Source organism: Rhizobium sp. AAP116, assembly GCF_001295785.1.
Lineage (GTDB): Bacteria > Pseudomonadota > Alphaproteobacteria > Rhizobiales > Rhizobiaceae > Allorhizobium.
In genome coordinates, this window is the sequence record NZ_LJIB01000002.1 from 240,660 (window position 1) to 254,168 (window position 13,509).

10 protein-coding genes are annotated in these 13,509 nt (G+C 63.7%); 2 read left to right on the forward strand and 8 right to left on the reverse strand.

The features are described 5' to 3' along the window. Positions 1-40 precede the first annotated feature (40 nt). Positions 41-1,624 carry a 1-hydroxycarotenoid 3,4-desaturase CrtD gene (gene crtD / locus IP85_RS01165; RefSeq protein ID WP_082347541.1) on the forward strand — a complete coding sequence of 528 codons (1,584 nt, stop codon included), beginning with the start codon at positions 41-43 and terminating at the stop codon, positions 1,622-1,624. Next, positions 1,621-2,472 (forward strand): hydroxyneurosporene synthase, encoded by an 852-nt coding sequence (locus IP85_RS01170; RefSeq protein ID WP_054147824.1) that lies wholly within the window; start codon positions 1,621-1,623, stop codon positions 2,470-2,472. The genes crtD and IP85_RS01170 overlap by 4 nt, the downstream gene beginning before the upstream one ends. Here IP85_RS01170 and IP85_RS22105 read toward each other — a convergent pair. The 8 genes from IP85_RS22105 to IP85_RS01205 all read right to left on the reverse strand — a co-directional run bounded on the left by IP85_RS22105 (position 2,469) and on the right by IP85_RS01205 (position 13,499). Continuing rightward, the gene (locus tag IP85_RS22105; protein WP_156322691.1) at positions 2,469-2,633 is read right to left on the reverse strand and encodes a hypothetical protein; all 165 of its coding nucleotides are present in this window, start codon (positions 2,631-2,633) and stop codon (positions 2,469-2,471) included. The genes IP85_RS01170 and IP85_RS22105 overlap by 4 nt on opposite strands. Beyond that, positions 2,626-3,795: a phytoene/squalene synthase family protein gene (locus tag IP85_RS01175; protein WP_054147825.1), complete on the reverse strand. Its 1,170-nt coding sequence runs from the start codon at positions 3,793-3,795 to the stop codon at positions 2,626-2,628. The genes IP85_RS22105 and IP85_RS01175 overlap by 8 nt, the downstream gene beginning before the upstream one ends. Continuing rightward, positions 3,792-5,363 (reverse strand): phytoene desaturase, encoded by a 1,572-nt coding sequence (locus tag IP85_RS01180; protein ID WP_054147826.1) that lies wholly within the window; start codon positions 5,361-5,363, stop codon positions 3,792-3,794. The genes IP85_RS01175 and IP85_RS01180 overlap by 4 nt, the downstream gene beginning before the upstream one ends. After that, positions 5,360-6,268: an alpha/beta fold hydrolase BchO gene (gene bchO, locus IP85_RS01185; protein WP_054147827.1), complete on the reverse strand. Its 909-nt coding sequence runs from the start codon at positions 6,266-6,268 to the stop codon at positions 5,360-5,362. The genes IP85_RS01180 and bchO overlap by 4 nt, the downstream gene beginning before the upstream one ends. Then, positions 6,265-8,100, reverse strand: coding sequence for a VWA domain-containing protein (locus IP85_RS01190; RefSeq protein WP_054147828.1), 1,836 nt, complete (start codon positions 8,098-8,100; stop codon positions 6,265-6,267). Before IP85_RS01190 ends, bchO begins: the two co-directional genes overlap by 4 nt. Beyond that, positions 8,093-9,142, reverse strand: coding sequence for a magnesium chelatase ATPase subunit I (gene bchI, locus IP85_RS01195; protein ID WP_054147829.1), 1,050 nt, complete (start codon positions 9,140-9,142; stop codon positions 8,093-8,095). The genes IP85_RS01190 and bchI overlap by 8 nt, the downstream gene beginning before the upstream one ends. A gap of 137 nt (positions 9,143-9,279) precedes the next feature. After that, the gene (locus IP85_RS01200; RefSeq protein WP_054147830.1) at positions 9,280-12,468 is read right to left on the reverse strand and encodes an efflux RND transporter permease subunit; all 3,189 of its coding nucleotides are present in this window, start codon (positions 12,466-12,468) and stop codon (positions 9,280-9,282) included. A 53-nt stretch (positions 12,469-12,521) separates the two neighbouring features. Next, complete coding sequence (locus tag IP85_RS01205; protein WP_082347543.1) at positions 12,522-13,499, reverse strand: efflux RND transporter periplasmic adaptor subunit; 978 nt, start codon at positions 13,497-13,499, stop codon at positions 12,522-12,524. Between the last annotated feature and the right edge of the window lie 10 nt (positions 13,500-13,509).

A 13,509-nucleotide genomic window follows, 5' to 3' on the forward strand; every position in this document is an offset into this window, starting at 1 on the left:
CACATTAAGTCCGTAAGTCAACTGGCCACAGGAGACGAAGGTGCCTGTTTCGACAGACGATACCGTGCTGGTGATCGGTGCCGGCATGGCGGGGCTCTCGGCTGCCATTCGATTGGCTGCGGCCGGATATCGCGTCGTTGTCTGCGAGGCGCAGGCAGAGGCCGGCGGCAAAATGCGTCGTGTCGAAGCGGCTGGCAGAGGCTTTGATGCGGGGCCGACGGTGCTGACGATGAAATGGGTCTTCGAGGCACTCTTTGCCGCTGCGGGACGCAGAATTGAAGACGAACTCAGCCTGGTCCCATCGAGCGTGATCGCGCGCCATTACTGGCGGGGCGGGGTCTGTCTTGATCTGCATGCAGACCATGACGAAACGATCAGGGCGATCGGAGACTTTGCCGGACGGCGCGAGGCAGAGGGATACCGGCGCTTCGCGGCCGACAGCCGGCGGACGTTTGAGGTGTTGAAAGACAGTTTCATCGACGCCACCAGACCCAATCCGGTTTCCCTGTCTCGTCGCATCGGGCTCGGTCGGCCGGCGGATCTGCTCGCGATCAAGCCGTTCTCGACGCTCTGGTCTGCGCTTGGCGGCTATTTTTCCGATGTGCGCCTTCGCCAGCTTTTCGGTCGTTACGCCACCTATTGCGGCTCTTCGCCCTTCCTGTCTCCGGCAACACTGATGCTGGTCGCGCATGTCGAGCAGGAGGGTGTCTGGACCGTCGAGGGCGGGATCAGGGCGCTTGCCATGCGTCTCGAAGCGCTGGCTGTCGAGCTCGGCGTCGAGTTTCGCTATGGCGATCCCGTCAGCGAGATCCTCATCGATCCCTCGCGTCGGGCCGTGTCCGGTGTGGTCACGCGAACTGGCCGACGGGTGGATGCCCGGCAGATCGTCTACAACGGAGATGTCGCCGCGCTGCCCCGGCTGATCGGCGCCTCGCCTCCGGACCCGGCTCGCAGTCGGGCACAACGGTCTCTGTCAGCCCTTGTGTCATGCAGCGTCGCCGAGCCTAAAGGTGTCGAGATTGCGCATCATACGGTGTTCTTTTCCGACGACTACGAGCGCGAGTTCGAGGCGATCTTTAAACGGCGCGAGGCACCTTCCGATCCGACCGTCTATCTCTGCGCTCAGGACCGCGATGCGACCGGTCGCCTAAAGGCCGGCGGTGTCGAGCCGGAGCGCATCTATGCCCTGATGAACCTCCCGGCGGATGGAGATCGTCACCGGTTCGATGAACGCGAGGTCAATGCATGTCTGAAGAGCATGGAACGGCGACTGTCACTGAACGGTCTGACGCTCTCGAACCCACAGGCTACGGCGAACATCACGACTCCGGATCGCTTTGCGAGCCTCTATCCGGGAACGGGGGGAGCGCTATACGGGATGGCCTCGCACGGGTGGATGGCATCCTTCGCCCGGCCGGGATCGGAGGGGCCGCTGCCGGGGCTTTATCTGGCGGGGGGCAGCGTACATCCGGGGCCGGGGCTGCCGATGGCGGCGCTTTCCGGCAAGCTCGCGGCCGAACGGTTGATGGCGGACCGGCCTTTGACCAGGCGGTCGCACCTGGCGGCTATCACTGGTGGTATGCAGACGGAACGAGTGACTGCGGACAGTTCGCCTTCACGGTGATCGCCTTCATCGGCTCCGTGTTTTCGCCCTACTATCACTGGTCCGGCCGGCATGATCCGGAAAATCATATTGCCTTCAATGTCGCGCTCTACGGGCCTCAGGGTCACGCCTGGGCGATGACCGAGCGTGGCAAGGCCCGGCTCAGTCGCGACAAGCACTCCCTGGCGATCGGCAAAAGTTCGTTCCGCTACGATGGTTCAGGCTTCGTGATCAGCTTCGACGAGATCTTCCTGCCCTGGCCCGGTCAGCGTTTGCTGCCAAAACGAATGCGGGGCGAAATCCGGCTAGTGCCGGATTTTCTTGGTGCGCGGGCCTATGGTCTCGATCGCGCCGGGTTTCATGCCTGGCAACCAGTCGCCCCCAATGGGCGGGTCACCGTCGCCTGCGAGGCGCTGCCCGATGGTGGATGGACGGGGACGGGCTATCACGACATGAACCATGGCGCCCGTCCGCTTGAGACGGATTTTTCCGGCTGGGACTGGGCCAGGGGCAATACGGGCGATGGCCGTACGGTGATCCTCTACGATTCAGTGCTGGCCGACGGGACGAACAGCCGCTTCGGGCTCATCTGTGGTCGTCACGGTGCGATATCCGACTTCGATCCCCCGCCACGAAAACTGCTACAGCGCGGGTTCTGGGGCGTCGGCGGCGGTATCGCCTGCGATGGTGGCGCAAGTCCCGTCTTGAAAAACGTGCTCGAAGACACGCCGTTTTACCGGCGCTCGCTGGTCGAAACGGTGATTGCCGGGGATCCGGTCGAGATGATGCAGGAGACGCTCGATTGTCGCCGACTGGCAAATCCGGTCGTCAGGCTGATGCTTCCGTTTCGCATGCCGCGCCGCGCCTAGTCGGTTTTCGGCTCTTCCGTAAGAGGCTGGCTCGCCTGCCGCTCGCGGGCTTCCGCCTCGCGCTTCGCTTTCTTCAGATCGCGCATCTGCCAGACATAGAAGGCGATCGCCAGGCTAAAGACGAAGATGGCTTCGATGATGCCGAAATAATGCTCAAGCAAGGCTCGCCGCCTTTTCCCGCGCCGCGTCTCGGCGTCTCAGCGTCTCAATCCGTGCGTCGGCATGAAGCCTCAGCAGAATGTCGGTTACCCGTCCCACGGCCGTCTCCCCATCAGATGCTGGCGTGTCGGGGCGTTGCGTCGGGGCACTCTCTCGCAAGATGCCGCTGAGTGTCACCAGCGATCGTGCGACAGGTTCCGTCCCGGCATGGAGATCGCGCACGGCCGTCGCCGTCCAGCGGCTGTCGTCGGAGCGTGCCTTGATCAGGAGGCCAAGCTTGGTGCTGAGTCCCGTTGTCGCGCGATGGTTGACGCTGTCATAGCCATTGGCTGCAATGCCCTGGCCGATCGCCTCATAAACCAAGGCGGCAGTGCGGATCGCATGACGACAGGGTTTCGGCAGGCTGCGGATGCCGGCATGGCCGAGCCGGTAGTGGCGGGCAGCCTCGTCGAGCAGTCGCCTTACCACCAGACCGAGCGCGGGGGTGAATTGCGGATTATGCAGGAAGGCCGCGACGTCGACACCCTGTTCATCCAGCCAGTCGAGCGGCAGATAGAGCCTGCCGTTTCGGGCGTCTTCCCCGACATCGCGGGCGATGTTGGTCAGTTGCATAGCGATCCCGAGGTCGGCCGCGCGGGAAAGCGCAGCCCTATCGCTGACGCCCATCACCGATGCCATCATCAGCCCGACGCTTGCAGCAACACAGGTCGCATAGGCTTTCACGTCGTCGATGGTCGCGTGGCGCCGCCCGTCCAGATCCATGGCAAAGCCGTCGAGCAGGGCTTCGACCACCGGCTTGGCGATGGCATGGTCGTGCACCACCCGTGCGAAGGCGCGGTCGCAGGCAAAGGGTGCCGGGTCCCCGGCATAGATCAGGTCCAGCCGCTCGCGCAGGCGCTGGAGGGCTGGCATGCCGCTGCGTGGATCATCGATCAGGTCGTCGGAATGCCGACAGAAGGCATAGAGCGCGCGCGCGGCCTCGCGAGTCGGTCCCGGCAAAAGCAGAGAGGCGAGGTGAAAGGATTTCGACCCCCGACGAATGGCGGCCGAACAGGCTCTTTGATCCTCGAAGTCTCCGGAAAAGCCATAGTTCAAGAGGATTGGCCGACGGATCGTCGGACGGGCCAGATAGGCTTCGGAGTGGGACGGGTGTGTGTCTGTCATTGTGCAGATCCTCTTCCGCGACCTTCCCAAGTGCCGGCTGGCAGGGTTGCCGGATCCGGCACCAGATCGGCGACGATGCGCGCCGACGACACGACGCCGGGCAGGCCTGCACCGGGATGCGTGCCGGCACCGCAAAGGAAGAGATTGTCGAGTTCCTCGCTTCTGTTGTGCGGTCGGAACCAGGCGCTCTGGAGGAGCTTGGGTTCGAGTGCAAAGGCGGCCCCCTGCCACGAAAGAAGTCTGTCCCGGAAGTCGAGGGGGGTCGCAATTCGCGAGGAGACGATGCTCTCTGAAAGACCGGGCAGCATGGTTTCCTCGAGCCGTTTTTCGATCTTGCGCCGGTAGATTTCTGCTGCCTCGTTCCAGTCGGTCCCGCTTTCGAGGTTTGGCACCGGGCTCAAGACGTAGAAGGCATCGCCGCCGGGCGGAGCCAGCGAGGGATCGCTGGCCGTCGGTCGATGCAGGTAGAGGCTGAAATCGTCTGCGAGGCGGTGGTTCCGGAAGATGTCGTCGAGAAGTCCTCGATAACGCGGGCCGAAGAGCATCGTGTGATGCAGGACATCGTCATAGCGGCGGTTCGTGCCGAAGTACCAGACGAAGAGGCTCATCGAATAGTCGCCACGTTTGAGCTTGGCATCGGTCCAGCGTTTCCGGGGATGGTGCTTCAGGAGCTTGCCATAGGTGGTGGCGGGATCTGCGTTCGAGATGACAATGTCGGCAGCGATCCGCTCGCCGGATGCCAGGCGTACGGCCGTTGCCCGACGTCCCTCCGTCTCGATGTCAGTGACCGTCTCGTTCAGCCGGATGCGTCCGCCGTTGCGGGTGACGAGCGATGCGATGCCGCGCACCAGCGCATTGGTGCCGCCGATCGCATGATGCACGCCATATTTGCCCTCGAGATGGGCGATCAGGCAGTAGAAGGAGGTGGCCGAGAAGGGATTGCCGCCGATAAGCAGCGGATGGAAGGAGAAGAGGGTGCGCAGCGTGTCGCTTTTGAAATGCTTCGAGACGACCGAATAGACGGAGCGATAGCCGCCCAGGCGCACCAGACCGGCAAGCGTCTTTGCCGTGAACAGCAGGCTGTGGAAGGGTTTGTGCGCCAGTTGCTCGAAGGCGACTTTATAGATCCGCCGGCTCTCGTCGAGAAAGCTGCGATAACCAGCGACATCCCTGGGTTCGATCCTCGCGATCTGTGCTTCCATCGCCGCGCGGTCGCCGGAATAGTCGAAGACCGTACCGTCGTCGAAGCGCACCCGGTAAAAGGGGGTGTTTGGCCGGAGTTCGACATCGTCACTCAGGCGACCGCCGCAGTCATGCCACAGCTTTTCGAAAAGCCATGGGGCGGTGATGATGGTCGGCCCGGCGTCGAAGGTGAAACCGTCCTGGCGATGGGCATAGGCCCGTCCACCGGGTTCGTCCAGCGGATCTATGATCGTGACACGATAACCTTTGGCGCCGAGCAGGGCACCGGTCGCGAGACCTCCCACGCCAGCACCGATCACGATCGCATGCGGTCTGTTGTCGATGGGTTTGGGCTTGTGTCTGGGAAAGCGGCCGGCGACATTCATGCTGCATCCGCTCCGTTCGGTCGCTGGTTTCCAATGGCCTCGTCCAGCCACCGCACGACGTCGGCGGGCCGGCATTCATGCAGAAGGTGTCCGCCCGTGTCGGTCAGCACGAGCCGGCTCCCCGGAGCCTGTCGCGCTGCGTGGCTGGAGTTTTCGATCGGTACCATGGGGTCGTCCTTGGCGGCGATGAGCGTCATGGGAAAGGGCAGGCGCTGCAAGGTGGCGTCGAAACGGGACAGGTCCCAGGCGGCCATCATGCCGAGCGCGCCGCGAACGTGGGCGGGGGAGGCGAGCAGCATGCGGTAGATCGCGCGCCCTTCCTCATCGATCGGTGAGCCGGTGGCGGTCAGCAGATTGCCGCCGAGCGGCGTCACCCGTGACATCAGGGAAAACATCGAGGCGGAAAATGGGTTGGCGAAGAGCGCCTTGGCCAGCGGCGAAAACAGTGCGTTGCCACGGATCGGCAGGTAGGCGCCGTTGATGCCGATGACATGGCGCGGCACGGCGGAGGCCTTGCTGGCCGCCAGCGTGACGGCGATGGCCGCACCTGCCGAATGTCCAAGAATGACGGCGGGGCAGCGATCCAGTCGAGAGACCAGTTCCGTCAATGCCCGCACCATCCCGGGAAGCGAGGGGTCTGTTGGTCCGCACGGCCGGGTGAAGCCGTGGCCGGGAAGGTCGGGCGCCACGACGCGAAAGCGCGCGCTGAGTAGCGGCAACAGATGCCGCCAGGAATGGGAGGATGCACCCGTCCCGTGCAGCAGCAGGATCATGGGTGCGGTGTCCTGCCCCGCAATCTGCACATGCCAGTCACAGGCATTGGTCTTCACGAACTGGCTTGCGCTGCGGTTCGGCCAGTTGCGGCCGTCCGTTTCCCAGTTCAGTCGATCGCGCCCGAGTGTCATACACGCGCCTCCTGCATCGAACGGTCCACGAGCTGTGAGACATGACCGGCATCGGCTTTTCGCAAGATGTGCAAGTCGGCGCCGAGCATGCTCGCAAGAGTGGTCACGCTTTCGCGCGGGCGGCGTGCAATATCGATGCAGATTGTCTTCAAGTCCCTGGATTTGCAGTTTCGGGCAAGACGCGAGAGTTCTTCGGCGGCCAGGGCCCGATCAGGGGTGCCATCGAGGGCGATGTTGCCGCTCCCATCGGTCAGCAGGACAAGCACAGGGCTGCTGCCGCGTCGCTCGACGGAGAGCGCGAGCTCAAGGCCGGCTTTCAGCCCCGCGGCAAGCGGCGTTGGCCCGCCGCCGGGAAGGGCGGCGAGTTTGCGTTTCGCGGCGGTGAGCGACCGGGTCGGTGGCAGAAGCAGCTCGGCGCTTGTGCCCCTGAAGGCGATCAAGGCCACTTCGTCGCGGCGGACATAACATCGCGCCAGCAGCTGTTCGATCGCGCCCTTGGTTTCGCCGAGGCGCTCCAGTGCGGTGGAACCCGAGGCGTCGACGACAAAGATTGCCGTCGAGGGGGCTGCATGGCGCAAACGCAGATACCGGAAGTCATCGCGGCTGACATAGGCGCGCGGCGCCGTGGCTCCTGACGATGGACGAGGGTTCGCCACACTCAGAGCCTGACGTTGGGCCGCGCGGATACGCTGAAAGGGCGCTGCTGCGCGCAGGGTCGCGATGATGTCGGGCCGGGCCTCCGGATGGGGCGGCGCTAGCCCAATGCCGAAAGGCCGACCCCGCCGGGTATTCTTGTGCAGGTCACCCGATTTACCCGCCCCGCCCGCATTGCGGCTGGGGCGCTGGGCGATGGTGAGCCAGGGATCTGCCGATAGCGAACCTGCCTTGATGGCCGCCAGCATTTCCGTCAGCGCGTCGAGCTGTGTCGGCTTGTCGGAATTGCTGTCTTGATCCTGATCGGCCGGGTCCGTCGGAGCCGAGGGATTAACCGGTTCTTCGGGCTGTCCCGGAGGAGCGTCTGTCGATGGATCTTCCGGCTGCTCGGCTGGCGCTTCAGCCTGAGGCGCCAGTCGCAGACCGAGGCACAGGCGAAGGGCTGTCAGCGCGTCGCTCTCTTCGACTGTCGTGCGGTCTTGTCGACATGCCAGAAGCCGTGCCGTGCGTGCGAGATGCGCCAATATGCGGGTCGAGCTATGGCCTGATATCGCCGAGATGGTGGCGAGGCCCTTCAGCAGCCGATCGTCGATCGTGACATCCTGCCAGGTGGCGACCGGGGTCCGCAACCGGGCTGGCTCTGTCTCTGGGCTGCTCACATGATGCCAGCCGATGCCGTCGAGATCGATGCGCAGCGCGAGGCGATCGGCAAGTCCGCCGGAAAGCGGGGCTTCATCATCAAGGGATTCATCGAGGGCGACCAGCAGAAAGCTGCTCTCTGCAGGTTGATCCATCGCGCGGGCGACCATGGCTGCGAGCGATGGGTCGAGGCGCTCTGCCATGGGAACCATCAGTCCGCCGCCTTCGGCCCGAGCCAGAAGCCCCTGTTGCCGGACGAGGCTTCCTGTCGCAGCGGTTGCCGCGAGGTCGACGCCGCCTGAGAGGTTGGCCGCAGATGTACCGGGTGGCAGGCGGACAAATCCGATATTGAGGCGTTCCTGGAGCCGGGACATGAAAAAATCGCGTACGCCACCCGACCGGGCCCTGAGCCAGACGCCGCCGAGGCTTGGGCCGCCCAGGCCGAGTAGCTCGATCGCCAGCTGCGCATCCGCCCAGAGTTCCGCGCCCCTGTCATCAAGGGCTTTCTCATAGGCGTCGTGGGGGCCGAGTTCAGCCATGGGCGTGACGGTCTTTGCCGGTGTCGTCGATCGACGCCAGGGCGCGCTCAATGCGGGGTGCAGAACCGGCATCGTCGAGCGGGTCACGGCGCAGACGGTGGCAAAGTACCATGGGTGCGATATCGGCTACATCATCCCATGTGACCTGAAGACGCGCGGAGAGCGCTGCGGCAGCCCGGCTGGCGCGCATCAGGGTCAGCTCGCCGCGCATGCCGTCGATCCCGAGACGCAAACAGAGCTGCGACATGCGCCTGACCACATGATCAGGGATCTCCACCTGACGGAGAATTTTTCGCGCGGCGATCACGCGGCGACCGACTGCGGCGTCGCGCTTGGCCCAGAGCTTAACGAAACCGCGCGGGTCCGTCTCGTAGGTGTCACGGCGACGGATCACCTCGATGCGTTGGTCGAGATCGTCGATGGTGCGGACGTCGACGGAAAGACCGAAGCGATCGAGCAATTGCGGTCTGAGATCTCCCTCTTCCGGATTGCCGCTGCCGACGAGGACGAAACGGGCGGCGTGGCGGATGCTCAGGCCTTCGCGCTCGACGACATTGACGCCAGAGGCTGCCGCATCGAGGAGGAGGTCGACCAGATGGTCCTCCAGCAGGTTTATCTCATCGATGTAGAGGAAGCCGCGGTTGGCGGCGGCCAGGAGCCCGGGCTCGAAGTGCTTCTCCCCGGCGACCAGGGCCTTTTCGATGTCGAGCGAGCCGCAGACGCGATCTTCCGTCGCGCCCAGAGGAAGATCGATCATCGGTGCGCGATGCTTCACTATAGCAGGTGGCTTCAGGCCGCTTGAGGGATTGCAGACGGTGCAGGCGGATTGCGGCTCTGCCGGGAGGCAATTGTAGCGGCAACCGTCGCGCGTTTCGATCGGTGGCAGCAGCTCCGTCAGGGCGCGGACTGCCGTGGATTTTCCCGTGCCGCGATCGCCGAAGATCAGCACGCCGCCGAGCAGAGGCTCGACGGCCGCCATCAAGAGGGCCTTCTTCATGTCCTCCTGGGCGACGATGGCGGCGAATGGGAATGGTTGGGCCATGGGTCCCGCCTCAGCTTGAGTGTAAAATTTAGTTTACACTTTTTAATGTCGCTTTGAAGGGGGTGTGCTGAGAATCTTCTGTCCAAATAAAAATGGCCGCGCTTGCCGCGCGGCCATATGTCCTCTGGTCAGTCTTTTCAGGTGCGTAGCACCCGGTAGATTGCGGGGATCACCAGGACCGTCAGCAGGGTCGACGAGATCAGGCCGAAGAGCAGCGAGATCGCCAGCCCCTGGAAGATCGGGTCGGTCAGGATGACGGCTGCACCGATGATCGCCGCAAGCGCCGTCAGGAGTATCGGCTTGAAGCGGATCGAACCGGCTTCGATCAGGACATCGGTCAGTGTTTTCCCGGTGTGATCGGCGTGGCGGATGAAATCCACCAGCAGGATCGAGTTGCGCACGATGATGCCGGCGAGCGCGATGAAGCCGATCATCGAGGTCGCTGAGAATGGTGCACCGAAGAGCCAGTGGCCGCCGAGGATGCCGATGAAGGTCAGCGGCACCGGCGTCAGGATGACCAGCGGCACCTTGAACGAACCGAACTGGGCGACGACGAGGATATAGATGCCGAGGAGCGCAATCATGAAGGCGGCGCCCATGTCGCGGAAGGTCACCCAGGTGACTTCCCATTCGCCATCCCAGAGAAGCGTTGCCTGATCTTCGTTGGTAGGCTGGCCGTTGAGGGTGATCACCGGCTTGGGAAGTCCCGTCCAGTCCTGCGCGTCGATCGCTTCCTGCACGGCGAGCATGCCGTAGAGGGGGGCCTCGAAGTCGCCGGCGAGTTCCGCCGTCACCATCTCGGCATTGATGCCGTTGTGACGGAAGATCGGCAGCGTGGTCTTTTCGTCGATGACGCGCACGACGTCGCCGAGTTCGACGACACCCTTGTCGCCGGGTAGGACATTGGCCGGCATCGGCGTCGAGAGGAAACGCTCGTCGATCACCTTCTCACTCTTGGCGCGTTCCAGCCGGATCGGGATCGGCGGACGGCCTTCGCCGCGATGCGAGTAGCCGATGGTCTTGCCGTTCGCGAGGATCGCGATGGTGTCGAAGACATCGCCTTCCTCGACACGGTAGAATTCCGCGTCGTCGGTCGAGATGACCAGCCGCTTGCGCGGTGCTTCCACGCCATAGGAGTTGTCGACGTCGACGATGAAGGGCACCGAGCGGAAGGCTGCCTCGACCTTTTCGGCCACGGCGCGGCGGATCTCAGGCGTTGGGCCATAGATCTCTGCGAGCAGGGTTGCCATGACCGGCGGTCCCGGCGGTGGCTCGACGACCTTGAGGCTGGTGCCCTCGGGCATGGCAATGCCCGAAATCTTCCGGCGGATATCAAGCGCAATGTCGTGGCTCGTGCGATCACGCTCCGCCTTGGGCGTCAGGTTGATGGCCACGTCACCCTGATAGGAAGCGGCGCGCATATAGGCGTGGCGGACAAGACCGTTGAAGTTGAAGGGGGCTGCTGTTCCGGCATGCGTTTGGACGGAGACCACTTCCGGCATATCGAGCACGGTGCGCCCCACGGCCTGGGCTACGGCATCGGTCGCCTCGACGGATGAGCCTTCCGGCAGGTCGATGGTGACCTGCAGCTCCGACTTGTTGTCGAAGGGAAGCAGCTTCACCGTGACATGCTTCGTGTAGAAGAGGCTCAGCGATCCGAGCGTCAGTACGCCGACGAGGATCAGGAAGACCCAGCTGCGGGTCTTTGTTGCAAGGATGGGGCGGGCGGTTGCCGCGTACATCCGGCCCAGTATGCCGCCGGTCTCGTGATCGGCATGGGTGTGCACGGGTGCGTTGCCGGCGACCTTCAGCATCAGCCAGGGAGTGACCATGACGGCGACGAAGAAGGAGAAGATCATCGCGGCCGAGGCATTGGCCGGGATCGGGCTCATATAGGGGCCCATCATGCCGGAGACGAAGAGCATCGGCAGGAGGGCGGCGACGACTGTCAGTGTCGCGACGATCGTCGGATTGCCGACCTCGGCTACCGCCTCGATGGCGCTGCGCTGGCGCGAGCGCTTGTCGGCCATGCCCCAGTGGCGGGCGATATTCTCGATGACGACGATGGCGTCGTCGACGAGAATGCCGATCGAGAAGATGAGCGCGAAGAGCGACACCCGATTTAGCGTGTAGCCCATCAGCCAGGAAGCGAAGAGGGTGAGCAGGATCGTCACGGGAATGACGATCGCCACGACTAGCGCTTCGCGTCTGCCGATCGCCAGCCAGACCAGCGCGATGATCGAAACGGTCGCAAGGCCCAAATGATAGAGGAGCTCGTTCGCCTTTTCATTCGCGGTTTCGCCGTAGTCACGGGTGACCTCGACACGGATGTCCTCTGGGATCAGCTTGCCTTCCAGAGCTTCGACGCGCTCGAGGATCGCCTCGGCGACGACGACCGCGTTGGAGCCGGCGCGCTTCGCGATAGCAAGTGTGACAGAGGGCACGCGTTCGACGGTATCGCCGTCCTTGCGCAGGGTGGAAACGAGGGCTTCGCTGGTGTCTGTGGCAAAGTCGATGGTCGCGACATCGCGGACGTAGACCGGCCTGCCATCGCGGGCCGTCAGCAGGAGATTGCCGATCTCGGCGGGGGAAGCGAGGGTTTCGCCGGCGATCACATCGATCTGGCGACCGTTTTCGCGGACCTGAGAGGCCGGCATCGCCGTATTGGCGCCACCGACCTTGCCGGCAAGCTGCTGCAGCGTGATGCCGTAAAGGGCGAGCTTTTCCGGCTGTGGCGAGATGCGGATGATCTCGTTGGTTTCGCCGACGACATAGGTGAGGCCAACATTATCGACCTTGGCGACCTCGTTGCGGACTTCGCGGACGATGCGGGTCAGGTCGTTTGCGCCCACATGGCCGCTCGCGTCTTTCGTCGGGGAGAAGGTGAGTGTGACGATCGCAACGTCATCGATGCCACGGCCGACCACCTTGGGCTCGGCGATGCCGACGGGGATGCGGTCGATGTTGGCGCGCACCTTGTCGTGGACGCGCAGCACCGCGGCATCCGCGGAGGTGCCGACCAGGAAGCGGGCGGTGACCATGACCATGTTGTCCATGGACTGGGAGTAGATGTGCTCGACGCCGTTGATGCTCTTGACGATGGTTTCCAGCGGCTCGGTGATCAGCTTCTGCGCATCGTCGGCGCGTAGGCCCGGGGCCTGGACGATGATGTCGACCATGGGCACGGAGATCTGTGGCTCTTCCTCACGCGGGAGCGAGAGCAGGGCCACAAGACCGAAGGCGAAGGCGGCGATCAGGAAGAGTGGTGTTAGCGGCGACTTGATGAAGGCGCGTGTCAAATGACCGGCAATGCCCAGATTGGTCATTGGCGTGTCGTCATCCGGCCCTGCGGGATTGGGTGAGTTGTCGACGGGAGTGCTCATTCTGTCACCACGATATCGCCGGCCGCGAGGCCTGAGAGTATTTCGACCTGTGTCACTCCGCCGATCTCCAGGGTTTCGCCAGCGACCACGGCGCGCTCGACGACCTGATCGTTTTCACGCACGGCGACGAAGTTGACGCCTGACCTGTTCGACAGGGAGGCTGCCGGCACCACGAGTGCCCGGCGGTTGCCGATCGGCAGTTCCACCAAAACCCTTGCCGCGACGAAATCGGTATCGAGTCCGTCTACCTCGACATCGGCTGTCACCCGGCCGCCTTCGATCTGCGGATAGATCTTGACGAGTTCGCCTTCGAGCGTCGTGCCGCTCGCTTCGATGCGGATCGGCGCCCCCTGTGTCAGGTCCTGTGCATGACGCTCGGGGATCGCGAGCCGCAGGAAGAAGCCGCCGCCAGCGATGGTCGCAATCGTCTCGCCTGCCATGACGACGGAATCGCTGGTCACGGGAACGGCGATGATACGCCCGTCAGAGGGGGCGAGCACTGCGCCTTCCGACGCCTGCTGGACTAGAACGGAGCGCTGGGCTTCTGCCTGGCGTACCTGGTTGGTCATGACGTCCAGCTGGGTCTTCAACTGATCGAGGCGCTGGGTGCTGGTAGCGCCACTGCGCACCAGCCGGTCAGCACGATCCAGTTCGACCTGAGCATCCCGCAGAGAAGCGTTCAGGCCCTGAAGCTGGGCATCGACGGCCTTGATCTGGAAGTCGATCTTGTCGTCCTTCACCTCGGCGATCACATCGCCAGCCTTGACGATGTCGCCTTCGGTGACATTCAGCTGGACGAGGGTGCCGCCCAGCCTTGCTCGGGCCAGTACGCTGTTGCGTGGCTGGATCTGGCCGTAGACCGCCTTCATCTCTGTGATGTCGACGGCTTCGAGTTTGAGATCAGCGGCATGGCTGACGGTCAGTCCCATGGCTGTCGCAGCCGCAAACAGGGCGATGAAGGCGGATTTCGGCATGACTTGTTCC